At 58.8% G+C, this 14,889-nt stretch carries 9 protein-coding genes, 2 tRNA genes and 1 pseudogene; 2 read left to right on the forward strand and 10 right to left on the reverse strand.

Features of this window, described 5'->3' with window-relative positions; all coding sequences use genetic code 11:
- Positions 1-73 precede the first annotated feature (73 nt).
- The 3 genes and pseudogenes from AAD018_RS08955 to hemA all read right to left on the reverse strand — a co-directional run bounded on the left by AAD018_RS08955 (position 74) and on the right by hemA (position 2,653).
- A complete protein-coding gene (locus AAD018_RS08955) occupies positions 74-1,057 on the reverse strand; it encodes a DUF4115 domain-containing protein (protein WP_412005228.1) in 984 nt (327 codons plus the stop codon).
- Positions 1,055-1,312: pseudogene (locus tag AAD018_RS08960) on the reverse strand (helix-turn-helix domain-containing protein); the annotation flags it as partial. The pseudogene AAD018_RS08960 and the gene AAD018_RS08955, both read right to left, overlap by 3 nt.
- Before the next feature lie 117 nt (positions 1,313-1,429).
- Complete coding sequence (gene hemA, locus AAD018_RS08965; protein ID WP_367315158.1) at positions 1,430-2,653, reverse strand: 5-aminolevulinate synthase; 1,224 nt, start codon at positions 2,651-2,653, stop codon at positions 1,430-1,432.
- Between the two features lie 141 nt (positions 2,654-2,794).
- Here hemA and AAD018_RS08970 point away from each other — a divergent pair, with 141 nt between their 5' ends.
- Both AAD018_RS08970 and AAD018_RS08975 read left to right on the forward strand, forming a co-directional pair.
- Positions 2,795-4,165 (forward strand): M20/M25/M40 family metallo-hydrolase, encoded by a 1,371-nt coding sequence (locus AAD018_RS08970; RefSeq protein ID WP_367315159.1) that lies wholly within the window; start codon positions 2,795-2,797, stop codon positions 4,163-4,165.
- Between the two features lie 170 nt (positions 4,166-4,335).
- On the forward strand, positions 4,336-4,800 hold the full coding sequence (locus AAD018_RS08975; protein WP_367315160.1) for a hypothetical protein: 465 nt from the start codon (positions 4,336-4,338) through the stop codon (positions 4,798-4,800).
- 149 nt (positions 4,801-4,949) lie between these two features.
- On the opposite strand, the gene AAD018_RS08980 is transcribed toward AAD018_RS08975, so the two are convergent.
- The 7 genes from AAD018_RS08980 to AAD018_RS09010 all read right to left on the reverse strand — a co-directional run bounded on the left by AAD018_RS08980 (position 4,950) and on the right by AAD018_RS09010 (position 14,673).
- Positions 4,950-5,026, reverse strand: a tRNA-Asp gene (locus AAD018_RS08980).
- Positions 5,027-5,062: 36 nt separating this feature from the next.
- Positions 5,063-5,139: transfer RNA gene (locus tag AAD018_RS08985), tRNA-Asp, on the reverse strand.
- A gap of 122 nt (positions 5,140-5,261) precedes the next feature.
- Positions 5,262-6,209 carry a pirin family protein gene (locus AAD018_RS08990; RefSeq protein WP_367315161.1) on the reverse strand — a complete coding sequence of 316 codons (948 nt, stop codon included), beginning with the start codon at positions 6,207-6,209 and terminating at the stop codon, positions 5,262-5,264.
- 57 nt (positions 6,210-6,266) lie between these two features.
- Positions 6,267-6,554: a hypothetical protein gene (locus AAD018_RS08995; protein WP_367315162.1), complete on the reverse strand. Its 288-nt coding sequence runs from the start codon at positions 6,552-6,554 to the stop codon at positions 6,267-6,269.
- Positions 6,555-6,787: 233 nt separating this feature from the next.
- Positions 6,788-9,184: an autotransporter outer membrane beta-barrel domain-containing protein gene (locus AAD018_RS09000; protein ID WP_412005221.1), complete on the reverse strand. Its 2,397-nt coding sequence runs from the start codon at positions 9,182-9,184 to the stop codon at positions 6,788-6,790.
- Between the two features lie 1,014 nt (positions 9,185-10,198).
- Entirely contained in the window at positions 10,199-13,828 is a 3,630-nt protein-coding gene (locus AAD018_RS09005) for a DEAD/DEAH box helicase (RefSeq protein ID WP_367315164.1), read from the reverse strand.
- Positions 13,828-14,673 (reverse strand): hypothetical protein, encoded by an 846-nt coding sequence (locus AAD018_RS09010; RefSeq protein WP_367315165.1) that lies wholly within the window; start codon positions 14,671-14,673, stop codon positions 13,828-13,830. The genes AAD018_RS09005 and AAD018_RS09010 overlap by 1 nt, the downstream gene beginning before the upstream one ends.
- Positions 14,674-14,889 lie beyond the last annotated feature (216 nt).

The following is a 14,889-nucleotide window of genomic DNA, read 5'->3' on the forward strand; positions in this document are numbered from 1 at the left end:
GAAAGCGGCCTTTCGCGGCTATCTTCGCAATAGAGATAGTCTGCAGAACACGGGGCCGCAACGGCCCAGACCTCTATTGCGACGACGCTTCCGTGTCCTGGCGTTCCGCAACGAGGTATTCCGCAAGATCGGGATCAGCTTCCAGATCGGCAACTTCATACCCGCTTTGCAAGGCATCCGCGGCAAGGGAAATCCCGCTGACAACGTCTCCGGGTGCTCCAACGGGGCCGACAGCCTCGCCGTTCACCATGAAATATGTCGCACCAGCATTCCCGGTCCGCAAAACAGAGGGAGTCTCGGTCATCGGAACCGAATATTCGTCGCCGGACCGCATCATCGCTTCATGAAGGACCGATCCGTCCGCAGCGCTCACCCGCATCCAGACATCCCGAACAGCAACGATCCGCACGCCCGGAATGGGATCTTCGGTCACCTGCGCTACAGGTGGTCCCTGCATTTCGGCAAGCGCGGCTGGGGCAAGGGGGGGACCGATCGGATCGGCCGCTGCGGTTGTCGTCATCGGCTCCGGACTGCTTTCGGGCGGCACGAAGGTTCCTGTCATCCGAGGATCAATAGTCGAGATCGGACCATCCCGCGGCACCAGGCGAGGAACATCCAGGGCCTCGGGCCGGTAGAGCCGGTCCAGCGCTTCCGAACTCGGTGCACCGAACGCCGCGCTGGTGACATCTTCGGCCACATCGGGCTGACCGGCCAACGGATCGATTTCCGCAATCACAGTCGGTGGTTGCTCCACAGGGGCAAGCTGGACCCGCTGCACCTCCTGCAGAACCGTCCAGCCCCCGTATCCCAAGCCGCCAATGATCGCGAGCAGCACCAGAACGGACCCGATCGCTCCAGGCTCAATGCGGCTGAGCATCCGGTCGCTGGCCGGAAGATACGGCATCGAGGGAGACGCAAACATATCCGCGCCAGCGCCCGATGACACCGGCGTCACGCCTCGTGTTGACTTGATCGTCGAGGCAGCGCTCGACATACCATGGGCTGTGGTAAAGCCACTTTCCGCGCAAAACGTGTTGAACGCCTCTTCGGGATCCATGCCCAGATAGCGCGCATAGGAGCGCACATAACCGGCGATAAATCCTGGAGTATCAAAGGCCGAAGGATCCGAATTCTCGATCGCGGCGATGTAAGCTGCCTTAATCCGAAGCTCCCGCTGCACATCGAGAAGCGACTTGCCAAGCGTGGCCCGTTCCCCGCGCATAAGGTCGCCAAGACGCAAATCAAAGGCGTCAAAGCCCTTGATATCAGTGTCAGCATCGCTGCTGTCGCGTTTGCTGCCGCGCCCCATCATCTTTGTTTTCCGTCTCGTGCCTGCCCCGGTTCGACCTGTTTCTGTCGATTCGATCAGAGGGTCGTCCCGTTATCTAACTAACATAGCACAAAAAACGTTGCATACAGAGATGGCAATTCAACCCGCCAGTTCGGCGCGATTTAGCGCACAATGCGACCAGAGTGCATCAAGAGCCTTGACGAGCGCCTCAATCTCAAGCGGGCCATGGACAGGCGACGGGGTGAAGCGAAGCCGCTCGGTCCCGCGCGGAACGGTCGGAAAATTGATCGGCTGCACGTAGATCCCGTTATCGGTCAGCAGCATATCCGACAGCATCTTGGTGTGGACCGGATCTCCCACGATCACAGGTACAATATGCGATCCGTGATCGATCAGTGGCAGGCCCAACCCCTTCAACCTCAGCTTGAGAATGGCCGCTTGCTGCTGATGCAGATCGCGCAGAGCCTGATCCGTCTTGAGATGCCGAACGCTGGCTGTCGCACCCGCGGCGACCACTGGGGGAAGTGAAGTCGTGAAGATAAAGCCCGGCGCATAAGAACGGATTGCATCCGCCATTTTCGCGCTCGTCGCGATATAGCCGCCCATCACGCCATAGGCCTTCGCGAGAGTTCCGTTGATGATGTCGATACGCTGCATCAGACCGTCCCGCTCGGCCACCCCCGCCCCGCGCGGGCCGTACATGCCGACAGCATGAACCTCATCTATGTAAGTCAGCGCTCCGAATTCGTCGGCCAGATCGCAGATCGCCTCGATCGGAGCGAAATCGCCATCCATGGAATAGATCGATTCGAACGCAATCAGTTTCGGTGTTTCCTCTGGCAGCTCCTCCAGAAGACTGCGAAGATGATCCAGATCGTTGTGCCGGAAGATCCGCTTTGCTCCGCCGTTGCGGCGGATGCCTTCGATCATCGACGCATGGTTCAACTCGTCCGAGAGGATCACCAGACCCGGAAAGAGCTTCGGCAGGGTCGAAAGGGTTGCGTCATTGGCGATATAGGCCGACGTGAAAAGAAGCGCGGCGTCCTTGGCGTGAAGATCCGCAAGCTCCGCCTCGAGCTCCTTGTGATAGACGGTCGTGCCGCTGATATTGCGCGTCCCGCCAGATCCGGCCCCGGTTGCATCGAGCGCCTCGTGCATCGCGCTCAGGACGTCCGGATGCTGCCCCATTCCCAGATAATCATTGCCGCACCAGACGGTCACAGGACGGCTTGTTCCATCGGGTCTGCGCCATGTGGCATGGGGGAAATGGCCCTTCCGCCGCTCGATGTCGATAAAGGTCCTGTACCGGCCCTCGTCGTGCAGCCGCCCGATCGCCGTATCGAGATGTATCCCGTAATTCAAACCGATCCCTCGTTTTCCTCCAGACGAGATATAGGCCGACAATCAGCAGGGCAACACGCTACAATTGGACGCCATGGCGCGCTCTGGACACCAGCCGACGCAGCGTTACGCTCGCCGCTGCCGAAAAGAGGACCTCCCGACATGCTGACGCCCGTTCTTGACCGTATCGACGCCGACCTTCCTGCCGCGCTGGACCGATTGCAGACCTTCCTGCGCATCCCTTCGATTTCAACCGACCCCGCCTATGCCGAGAAATGCGCGGACGCAGCAGCCTGGCTTGCAACGGATCTCCAAACTCTCGGAATCGAGGCGTCTCCCCGTCCGACTGAAGGGCATCCGATGGTTGTCGGGCATGGCGGCGATGGTGGACCGCATCTGCTCTTTTACGGTCACTACGACGTGCAACCCGTCGATCCCCTCGAGCTTTGGTCCCACGATCCGTTCGAGCCGATTATAGAAGATGATATGATCCGCGGACGTGGTGCGTCCGACGACAAGGGACAGCTGATGACGTTCGTCGAAGCCTGTCGCGCCTGGGTTGCCGTGCATGGCGCGCTTCCGTGCCAGCTGACCCTGCTATTCGAAGGTGAAGAAGAGTCAGGATCGCCGTTTCTAATCCCCTTCCTCAAGGACAATGCCGACGAGCTGCGCGCAGATCTTGCCCTGATCTGTGATACGACGATGTTCAACAAAGAGACCCCGGCCATCACCACGATGTTGCGCGGTCTTCTGGGCGAGGAGATCGTCGTCACGGGTCCATCCCGAGATCTTCACTCCGGCGCCTATGGCGGAGCGGCGGCCAATCCGGCCCGCATCCTTTGCAAGATCCTCGCCAGCCTGCATGACGAAACCGGCCGTGTCACCGTTCCGGGGTTCTATGACAGCGTGCCCGAGCTGGATCCGGCTCTTGCGGAGCAGTGGTCAAAGCTTGACTTCAACGCAGACGCGTTTCTGTCCGAGGTTGGGCTCAGTCATCCTGCAGGCGAGCAGGATCGAACAGCGCTTGAGATGATTTGGTCTCGCCCGACCTGCGAGATCAACGGTCTCAATTCAGGATATACGGGCGATGGTTTCAAAACGGTTCTGCCCTCTCAGGCGACCGCCAAGGTCAGCTTCCGCCTTGTCGGACAACAGGACCCGCATGTTATTCGGACGGCGTTCCGGCAAATGGTGACGGAGGCCCTGCCTCCGGACTGCACGGCCGCCTTCCATGACCACGGGGCATCGCCCGCCAGCATCATGTCGACCAGCGATCCCGCCTTTGAGGCCGCCCGGCAAGCTCTGTCCGACGAATGGCCGAACGAAGCCGCCTTTGTCGGTGCCGGCGGCTCGATTCCGATCGCCGGCTACTTCCGGGACTATCTGGGGATGGATGCTCTCCTGGCCGGGTTTGCACGTAACGACAATCAGATCCATTCGCCGAACGAGAAATACGATATGGACAGCTTTCATAAAGGGATCAGAAGCTGGGCCCGGATCCTCTCTGCCTTGTCTCAGAAAAAGGCCTCCTGATACCCTATGACAATCAGTCGGGGGATGACCTACTTTTTCTGCAACTGCGACAACGCCTTATTTGTGACGACGGCGTGACCGCGCTTGCCCGGAATTTCCCTGATCCCGACCTTCTGTTGCCCAAGACGCCTCTCATACCAAACTCAGGACACCAAGCAGAGGACACGGACATGGCTGATTTTTTCGATCGTCTTGATAAGATGGCAGACCCGAAACCCTTCGGAGCGAGCGAAACACTTGCCATGGCGGCCTCCCGCCACGACGACCACGTCGGCCAGGTAGAGCGCATCGAAGAGTCGGCAGAAGAAAGCAGCCGCCTGATGGGCCTCGCCTCTTTCGTCTTCGGCAGCGGCTGGCTCTTCGGGTCGTCCTACATCGTCTCCCAAAGCGAAACGGTCACGTTCCTCATGAAGGCGAATACAACCTTGGCGCCGTATGCCGCCCAGGGAACCTATATTCTGCTGACGCTCTTTGTTCTCAGCCTTCTGGGTATGCTGCATGCCCTTGGCGGCATGCTGGTAGGTCCCGCAAAGACCCGGTTCGAGCGGATCGGCCTTGCGACAGGCAGCCTTGTCGGTTTGATCGCCGGTATCGCGATGACCCCGCTGCTCCAGCATCTCACAACCCTGTTCTAAAGCAGTCCTCACGTCCGAAACACGCAAAGCCGGGATCTCTGATCCCGGCTTTTTTCATATGCTGGATCGCGGCGCGTTCGCCACTGGCGCGATTATAAATGACGTGCGGCGCACCCGCTCCGTTTGGTTCAATTTCGGTAAGGGAGAAGTGGCGCGGTTGACGGGGCTCGAACCCGCGACCCCCGGCGTGACAGGCCGGTACTCTAACCAACTGAGCTACAACCGCGCAGGGTGGGCTTTGATCGCCCTTATATGGCAGCGGTGGCGCGGTTGACGGGGCTCGAACCCGCGACCCCCGGCGTGACAGGCCGGTACTCTAACCAACTGAGCTACAACCGCCCGCTGCACGCTGCGGCAACCTGTGCCGTAACGTGACGGTGGACCTAACCGAGGCCCCCTACCCCGTCAAGCGCGATCACACGTCAAATATCGCTAAAAACGCCCAAAGACGTGATGAAACCTCAGGGGCCTTTCCGGTCGGGCAGAGGGATAAATTCGTCGGCATCGCCAGGCGGCAGCTGGAACCGGCCATGGGCCCAATCTTCACCCCGCCAAGCTTCTTTGGCCGCTTCGATCCGCTCTTTCGACGAGGCCACGAAGTTCCACCAGATATATCGCGGTCCCTCCAAGGTCGCACCCCCAAGCACCATAATCCGCGCGCCTGCATCACCCGCTTTCAACGACACCCGGTCGCCCGGTCGAAACACGATCATGCGGCCAGCCTCGAAGACATCGCCCGCAACCTCGACCGACCCTTCTAGAACGTAGACCCCGCGATCCTCCTGATCGTCCGGGAGCGGTAATCCTGCTCCAGCGTCCAGGCGTGCATCGACATAGAACGTCTCTGACGGCGTCTCGACGCCAGCATCAGCGCCATAGGCCCGTCCGAGGATCACGCGGACCTCCTTCCCCTCTCCCTCAAGGAGCGGAAGCTCGTCCTTCGTCGCGTGAAGAAAGGCGGCCTCTCGATCCTCGTGGTCCTTGGGAACCGCGAGCCAGGTCTGGATCCCGAACAGAGAGGAAGGTTCTTTTCGCGCAGGGCCATCCATCCGCTCGGAATGGGTAATGCCGTGGCCTGCGATCATCAGGTTCATCGCGCCCGGCTCGATCCACTGATCGGTCCCAAGACTGTCGCGATGATGGATCTTGCCGCGATGAAGATAGGTCACTGTCGCCAAACCGATATGAGGATGCGGCCGCACGTCGATCCCCTCGCCCGTCACAAGTTCGGCCGGCCCCATCTGATCGAAGAAGATGAACGGTCCAACCATCTGGCGCCTCGGAGACGGCAAGGCCCGGCGAACTTCGAAGCCGCCCAGGTCGCGGGCGCGCGGCACGATGACAGTCTCGATCGCGTCGACTTCGTTTCCGGTCGGACAATGAGGATCGAGGGCGGGGTTCCAGCTCATGGCGAGGCTCCTGACGGACTAACTGCTGCCAGTCAGATAGTCCGTCAGGGCTCGCTCTTAAAGGAGACCTCTTGAGGGGTCGGTTTCTCTGCTCGGATGGGGATTGAAACTGGGATCTTCGGCCGTCCGCTCAAGCTCGGCGGATGTCAGGATAAGACGCGAAAGGGTTGTGCTAGGGCAACGACCAGCCAGCTCGTAAGCGGCGAATTCAGTTAGCTCCGACGCAAATTGCAAGGCGACTGATGCTGCTGTCTCGGTCGGCAACGCGCGAATGCGATCCTTCATGCGGGACATCCGCGCTTCCAGATGATCCTCCAGATACGCTTCAATCTCGCTGCCGGTCATAATCGAAAGGCCCATCGCCTGCCCCACCCTGTCCATCAAAGGTAAGGAAGACATACCGGGTCCTTCAACGTCTTGTCTGTCCCGTAAATCCGGTACGCTGGATCCAAACCCTTGTTTTTCGGGTGATTGACGTAGCGTCGAAGGATCATGGCGGTAGGCATCGCCGTCGGTGACGCACCTTCACCTAAAGGACATCCGACCCGCCGATCCAGATCCGAAGATAGCCAGAGGCCCTAGAACTGGATACGCATCTGAGCGGTCAGCCCCCAACTGTCGATTTGATCGCCAAAGCGAGCATCGGCCCGGACGCTGCCTGCATATTGTTTGACGCCCGCAGCATTGTCCGGTGCGGCCAACCTCAGATAGCTCAGGCCCGCGCTCAGCTCGCCGTAAGAGCCAAGCGTATCGTTCTCAATCCGCGTCCGCTCCCCCGTGGACGATGTGAAGCGAGAGACAACCGGATCGGAGAAGTCGTTATAATAGGTCGACGTCACAAAGGTGCTTAAGGCACCTTGGCCGTCCTCATCGACACGGCTCCACGACCCGGTCACTCCGGCAAAACCCACTTCGCTTTTGAAATCTCCGATATCAAGGCGGGACCCGTCGTCAAAATCGATACTGCCCGACGTTCCGCGAGTGATTGCCATGCCCGCCGTGGGAATGATGGCAAAAGCCGTTTCTCCGACTGGAAAGGCGTAGCTGACCGCTCCGCTAACTGTCGTGGCATCCGAGGTGAGCCGAACTTTGTCGATCCCGATCCCATCAAGCCCGTCGACACCTTCGTTGGTGATATCGAACTCGGTATGTTCCGCCCGGACTTGCAAATCGGCGGACAGACGACCGGACGTGGCCGTTCCATAGATGCCGAGATAGCTTTGCGAAAAGTCTGTTGTCGTATTGCTTGTCAGCGTCGTGCTCATCCTCTCGGGGTCCATCGGATCGATACCGAAAACCGGCTGCTCGATCGTGCCGTCATTGATCCCGCCGATCACACCAAAGGCCAGATCCCAGCCCTCAGGATTGCGGAAACATGCGAAATCTCCGCCTGCCTGATAGCCAGTATAGTCGGCGCTCACCGTGCTTTGGACCTGACTGACGCCATTGGATCCGTCAGGTGAGGCATCCGCCTGACCGCCCTGAAATCGGGTCCAGACACCGGCGCCGCAGGGATCGGGATCTTCGTATCCCAGTCCTACAACGAAAGGGCTTGTCGGTCGGTTCACGATGGCCCCGATCAGTGACTGGGTCAGGACAAGGTTGGCCGCGATCGACGTCACGCCGGGGCTGACCTGACCGAGCACGAAGAGGTCGCCCTCTTCTACTAGCGAGTAGACGCTCGTTCCGTTGCTTGCCGGAAGCCCGGAGGAAGAGAAGGTGAAATCGTTCTCTGCCGTCTCATCGATATCGAAAACAAGGATTCTCTGCTGTCCGGCGGTGTCCGGCTGCGCGACTATGTTGAACGTGAGGTTCACCTCACCCACTGTCTCGCCTTCGACGACGATACGGTCGCCATTTCCCGCGCCGCTGAGATCTAAATCAAGGGTATAGGATCCGTTCCCGGTAAGATCACCGCTGATGGCCAGGCTGTCGCCTGCGCGACCACTGGCAAGCGTGACACTGCCTGCATTTGCAAGGCTCCCCTCGATTTCAGCGCGAGGTCCGGCAATGAGAAGACCGTCATTCGTAACATTTCCGACGATGGCGCCCGAGAGCTCCGTTGTCGATCCGGCTTGCAGCGCAGTTTCGCTTTGCAGCACACCGTCAATGAAGAGGCGGCCACCAATTTCGTTTGTCGTCGACGAGGCAATCAACTCCGCTCCGGCGGCGATGCCAAAAATGTCTCCGTTGACGACGCTGCCGAAAACCTCAGTTTCCCCGCCAGAGATTAGGGCAGATCCTGAACCGTTGAGAAAATCTTCGCGAATGAACAGATCAGACGTCACTTCGATCGTGCCGTTGGAGCCATTCACGAGCGATCCCCCGATCGTGCCTGCCAGATCCATTTGACCTCCGTCATTAAAGGCCTCACCGGCGATGAGGCCTTCAGGGGTGTTCGTGAACACACCGAAATTGGTCAGATTTCCGATCGTCCCTTGATTGCTTGTCTCACCGAAGTTGGTGACATCGGTGTTGCCGTTCGCAGAGGATAGAAGCGTCGCGTCGTTTCCAACGACCAAACTGCCGAGTTCGAACTGGTCTCCTGAAAGCGACAGGGTGCCATCGCCGACAACATTCATCTCACCCGAAAGGCTAACGTCGATGGCGACCCCAGAGCCGTTGTTCAGGATCAGGTCGGCCGGGCCCTCACCAAGCTCCAGGCTGGCTTGGCCGTCGCCTGTCAGTTGGTAGCCGTCCACCTCGAACCGCAGACCCGCCACGGACACCTCATTCTGGACAGTCACGACATTCTCGTCCTCTCCGCGCGCGGTGAAGGCGATACCCTCGCCACCGGGAAAGACTTGTCCTGACTGGCCATCGGGCGATTGGAAGTTCGGCGTCTCTCCCTGATCGAGAACACCAGAGCCTCCGACCACCGCCCTATCTCTAGGCGTGATATCCCAGATGAAATCCTGCGCTGTTGAGACGCTTGGGATGACCGAGATGACTGTCGCGAAAAACGGGGCCCGCATAGGTAAAAGGGCATATTTCAAAGGAACTCTCCGGGAAAAACTGTGGGGAAGGAAGTCGGTGCTGGTTTGAAAATAGAGACGTTGCTTGTGTTTATGCGGGCTCAATCCCGCAAAGCAGGATTAGGTCATTCTTGGATTTTCCGCAATCTATGGGCTCATCAGTCGAGATGGTGCACGTATTAGGGAGGCTACTCTGCTGTATGGTCTCCCGAGATATCGGGCTTCGATCTTTGCGGATACATCAACGCTCCCGTCGGCTCGTCGAACCGATAGGAACTTCAGGATTGTCCGGTAAGCTCTTAATATCATGGTGGGCGATGACGGGCTCGAACCGCCGACATCTTCGGTGTAAACAGAGCAAGGAACAGTCAAGCAATTGATATTTGGTCCAACACACTCTTTTCATTCAAGACTTTTTCGCCGGTTCTCCAAGGGATCGCAGTTCAAACAGGTTCAATGAACCAGTGCGCACTTCGTAGCTGAAAGGCCTAGAAGCCGCCTGAGTAGCTACGTAGAACGACTTGACTCGCAACGAGAACAAAAGGTAAACACTCCAGCACAGGGGTAGGTTATGTATGAGTTAGACGGCGACTTTGAGCTAAGAATTTTAATGAGGCTCAAAGACGCAAACGAGAGATGGCTTAGTTACACGACAGACGATGAGCATGAGATGGAGATCCTAATCGACCTTGCCGACGAAGGATTTGCCGAGCGAGGTCGTCTAGGCTGGTGGTTAACGTTCGATGGAAGGCAGCTTCTGGACACCCGGCTTATGTGAGGTTCTTTAGTTCTCACCTTTGTTGCATGAGTTCACTCAATAACGTTGAGCTTTGCAGGCTCCTGATCAGGCACCGGCGGAAAGCCGACTTTCGCTGCAGTATGTGCGAATGCCCGGTTTGGGGTCGTCCTCTGTTTGAAGAGCTGTCGACATGCTCAAGCTGAAACCGGACGTGGGTTCTACGGCCGGTCAAACTGATTGGGTTCCCATGAAGGTTTTCGCCGAAGTGCCCTTCCCTAGCCTTTCGGGCGAAGATGAGGCTGATAAGGTTCGCCGACCACTTTGCATGTACCGACCGTTAGCTCAAACCTGTAGCGCACGTGCTGATCGTCCCAATCGTCCGGCTGCACGCACTGCGCGACGACATAACCAGCGGGATCAATCCAACTGAGACTTCCGTCGTTTTCCAATGGCAAGACGTTCAGCGTGTTGGCGCGATAATCGCGGGCAGGTCGTTCAAGCAGGACGTCGAGTTCGATCTTGGCGGTTGCCGCTCGCCGGGGTGCCGGTTGTCGGCGCGTTTCAAGCCAATCGCGAATACGCCGCGGATCGAGCTTGTCGTTCGGATCGGTATCCTCGTCTAGCTGGGCATAATAGTCGTGCGCGTCAGCCTCGGCCTGCACACGGTCTTTCGCGTTGCCGCGGGCGAGCAGGAATGCCGCGACGGGATCAAGAGTCCCCCAATTGACGAGTTCTTTGAGCCAGAAACCAATCCAAGGCAAACCGCTGCGTGGCCAATCATCCATCGTTAGTGCATCGACCGGCCCGTCGGCGTCGCCGCGATCCATAAGAACGCCGACCAGACTGCCCAGTCCCCAATTGCCGCGATAAATGAAGCTTTCCGCGACGAACGCGAACCACGGCGCTAGCTCCTTCGGCTTGGGTTGACGAGGCAGGCTAGATTTGAACAGCCACCAACGCAGCAGCTTCTCCCAGTCGGTGAACGGTTTTTTCATGCTGCCAAGCTTGGTTGAAATCCTGAACGCTGGGACTTCGCTCAACAGCGCGACCACCGAGCGAATGAACTGAAACTGTTCTTCGGCCGTCCGATCCGCATAATCGCTGCCAGCCTGCAGCAAAGCACGGATCTCCTCGATGCGGTCGAGCAAGATCGAGCCCGACCGCGGTGGGAGACTGGTCTTGTAGAGCTGGCGGCGGCGGACGGGGTCCGGGTAGAGGCTGGTGATCGCGCGCCCGCGTCCGAGCCAAGTGTGCGCAAGGCGATCTTCTTCATCGGCCGCAACATGTGCGTATGTCCGACGCCACAGGGCGGTCAATTCGGTCTCAAGATCGGCGGCGGTTAATCCGGAAACCCGTAGCTGCTCGATTTCCTGGACGGCAGCGACAAGCAGGCTATCAAGTGTGTCAAGCAGGGTCTCACTAGCCTCATCGGCGCCGTCATTGTCCACCACTGCGGTTGTTTCGAGCCATTCAGCAAACTCGTCGTCATCGTCGCTGCCGCTCAAATCCTCCCAGGCGTCACGCAATTTGGTGAGTAGGATGACAAGTGCACTATTAGCAGTGCCTTCCTCGACCGACAGGTCGCCGCCGGATGCCAGCTCAGTGGCTTCTTTCAGCTCATCAACCAGCTGCTCATAGCCCACCCACGTGCGGTTCCACGCCGGTTCGCGCGTCCTACCCCGCCAGTGATACTCGCGCTCGGGCAGTACGACGAGGGCACTGCCTTCCGTCGCGACGCCTGGGCGTCCGGCCCGACCGATCAGGTTGGAGAATTCGTTCACTGTGAACACGCTGTTTGAGCGGTGGACACTTGGGATCAACAGGGTGTTTACCGGAATATTGACGCCTTCCGACAGAGTCGATGTAGCGATGACGACGCGGACATTGCCCCGGTCGATGGCCACTTTCAGGCGCCGCGCCAACAGTCCCGGCATTCGGCCATGATGGACCGCAATGCCGTGTACGAGCAGGCGATATTCAAAGGACTTTTTGGTGAAATAGTCTTTGGCGGCCGCGAGGCAGCTCTGCCATTGCAGATCGTCGGCAGCGACCGACCAGTAGTTGGGAAGCTCCTCGCCATCTTCGAACCACGTTTCAATCAGGTCGGCGCAGCTTTCGGCGAATGCACTGACGAACTGAGTCAGTGAGATCATCACGGTTGGCTTGGTGCCGTCGGGACGCTCAGCCGCGAGATGGAGTGCCGCCCACAAGGTAGGACCACGCAAGGATTTCTCGACGCCCAAGTCTTTGTTCACACCGCCAGGCACACGAGGGAATGGTCGTGGGATATAGGGTCGGTCGTCGGTTCGCTCATCCTCAAATTCGAGGGTTCGCCCGTCCATTAGATCATAGCGGATGTCGAACTGACCCGAGGAGGTGACTTCAAGGCGGCCAAGCATCTGACGCGTGCTGCGATAGGTCGAACTGATCGGTCCGCCATCGGTGTCGGTCGACAACCAAGAGGCAATGGCCGGCGCTGCCTTGGCCGCTACGGCCGAAAGCGCAATGATGCGAAAGCCCTTGTCGTCCTGTGCTCTTAAAAGGCGGGCGCTCAACTGTTCCAGCCGCAGGGCTCGCGAGGTGCCATCGGCTACGGCGTCGGCGCGGCTCGGGTCCTGCTCGACCATATGAGCCTCGTCGATCACGATGAGACGCACGCGGTCCAAGAACAAGGTGCCAAGGTAGCGTAGCAACGCATCGGCCTTCTCAAACGTACAAATTACGACCGTCGGTTGGTCTATTTGCACCCAAGCGTCAGTCGGGCCCCAGTCAGTGCCCCCATAAAGGCCTGTCACGACGACTGGTTCGGCTGCAATGCCTCGCAAATCCTCAGCAAAGCGTGTCTCGACTTCGGCGGCCAATGCGCGTGAGGGTACTAGGTAGAGGATGAGGTTCTCGGGCGCGAGAGGATTGGCCCGTGGTGCGAACAGGCCCTGCACAGCCCCAAGCGTTGCGATTGTTGTCTTTCCCGAGCCGGTTGGTGTGCAGAGCACGAAGCTGTCGTTTGCGGCGAGCCGATCGATACCTTCGCGCTGCGCAGGCCACACCAGCGCCCTGCGATTGGCAAAGGCGGCGCGAGCAAATTGCGTCAACGCCGCCCGGGTACTGGAATTCATGTCGTCGGCCAGCCGTTCGATATGCGGCCAAAGGCTAGCACCAATGAAGTCATGCGCAGCCCCTGCGCACAGGCGTGCGAGGAGATAGGAATAGGGATCACGGCTGTGCAAATAGCTGTGGGCGAGCGCGTCGAGCTTGGTGACCGCGCGTTCGGCAAGGGCAGATTCACCCGTACGCAGGTAAGAGCAGATCGTACCAATGCACATGACGACATGACGCACGGTGGAGACTTCAAGGTCGACCAGGGTGGCGCTGGTTCCATCTATCTCCATAACTTCTGGGCGCAGCACCTCTTCCGGCCCAAACTCATGCTGCACTTTCCAGAAATCTTGGACCGCGGTCAGTGCCGCATCGAAGTCCCCGCGTAGAAATTCGCGCAGGATTGCGGAATATGGCTCGCCTGCCGGCATGGCCCGCAATTGCCCAAGCGCCATCGCAGGATACCCAGCCACCTGATAGGCGGCTGCCGATAGGAGATGGATCGGCGCTTCGGGAGGCTTGAGCGATGCATGCGAAATCCATTCGAGCACCTCGGCCGCACGCTTCACGGCCTGCGGCCATAAGCGGCTGTCACCGCCGGACCGTTCGAGCCAGCCGACTTCAAGCAGAAGACACGCCTCATCGAGCCGTGCAGTCAGCTCCGCAACGCTGAATGAGGGAAGGCCATCGGCACCCATGTCACGCCGGGTACGCTGGCTGTAGAGCTTCGCCTGAAGCGGCGAGAGGGCCGATCCGGCGAGCGTTTCCCGGATTGACTGGGCAATTTCTGTGACAGCCTCACTTGGCATCATTCCCCCCTGTAAAGCATGTCGACAAGACCATTGAGGTCCTCGAGCTGGAATTCCATCGCGTCGAATCTGCGGGTTGCCGTGTAGGCCGTATGTGGTGCGTCAACAGGTAGCCAGCCAATGCGCGTGGCCGGCTTTTTTGGTGAATGGCCGACAGTATAGGCAAGCCCGTCGCTCCTCTTCGCTGTTTCGTACCCCTTGTGATAGAATTCAAGCAGACGTTCGACCCAGGCTTGGGCCTCCTCGGTCTCGTATTCGGAAAGGAGAGTAATCAACTCGCGGACGCCGCTCGGACGCCGCTGGCCTGCGGAGAGCTTTGCGTGCGCGTCAGTCATGACGTCGGTGTTGCTCCTGACCAGACACTTCGCCTCGAGCGACAAAATGTGTGTGATCTTGCCATCATCGTTGAGACGAAAGGCTAGTGCGTCGTCACCGGTCCTGCCCGGTCTGCGCTCCGCCACCGCGTCGGGATCATGGGCGTCGCCCACTAGCAGACGCTCATTAATCAGATCGAGATGCTGGAACTCGGTATCGTGGAAGCGAAACAGGAATGCCGGAATTTGCCAGTCAGTCCTGTTGAAGGCGCCAAAGTGTTCGACAGCGAGGCCTGCCAAAGTTTCCCCCAGATAGCCCTGCAGCGTGATGCGGTTGAGCATGGCCGGATAGTGCGCGGCTGGATCGTCAGGCGGATCAGCAAAGGGCGAGAGACTATCCTCGAAACCCTTGCGGATTCGGACACGGGCGTCGTCCAGTGCCTCTTGGCAATATTCAATCAATTCATCACGCACGGGAGCGAGGTTTGCGCTCACTTCCCGCCATACACGCAATTCGTAGCGCTTATGCATTCTAGATAGATGCTGATTTACAAGCCAGGCATTGAGCGGCCGAAGGGTAACCCGCCGAAATCGGATCATCTAACCCTCACCATATCCCAAATAACAAATCGGAAAAAACAATCGCGAGCCCTTTCTTAATGCACACACCAACTATTTCATTCTAAAAAAAACCATGAGTTGCAACTGCAAGCATCTTTCCCCCCCTCAAGCTGCGACTCAAGCAGT

The sequence above is a fragment of the Aestuariibius insulae genome, assembly GCF_040783535.2.
GTDB classification, from domain to species: Bacteria; Pseudomonadota; Alphaproteobacteria; order Rhodobacterales; family Rhodobacteraceae; genus Aestuariibius; species Aestuariibius insulae.

Bases quoted from the DNA above. Each gene is read 5' to 3' on its own strand.
- AAD018_RS08955 (WP_412005228.1), bottom strand. From the start codon at position 1,057: ATGGATCCCGAAGAGGCGTTCAACACGTTTTGCGCGGAAAGTGGCTTT.
- AAD018_RS08970 (WP_367315159.1), top strand. From the start codon at position 2,795: ATGCTGACGCCCGTTCTTGACCGTATCGACGCCGACCTTCCTGCCGCG.
- AAD018_RS08975 (WP_367315160.1), top strand. From the start codon at position 4,336: ATGGCTGATTTTTTCGATCGTCTTGATAAGATGGCAGACCCGAAACCC.
- AAD018_RS08990 (WP_367315161.1), bottom strand. From the start codon at position 6,209: ATGAGCTGGAACCCCGCCCTCGATCCTCATTGTCCGACCGGAAACGAA.
- AAD018_RS08995 (WP_367315162.1), bottom strand. From the start codon at position 6,554: ATGACCGGCAGCGAGATTGAAGCGTATCTGGAGGATCATCTGGAAGCG.
- AAD018_RS09000 (WP_412005221.1), bottom strand. From the start codon at position 9,184: ATGCGGGCCCCGTTTTTCGCGACAGTCATCTCGGTCATCCCAAGCGTC.
- AAD018_RS09005 (WP_367315164.1), bottom strand. From the start codon at position 13,828: ATGCCAAGTGAGGCTGTCACAGAAATTGCCCAGTCAATCCGGGAAACG.
- AAD018_RS09010 (WP_367315165.1), bottom strand. From the start codon at position 14,673: ATGCATAAGCGCTACGAATTGCGTGTATGGCGGGAAGTGAGCGCAAAC.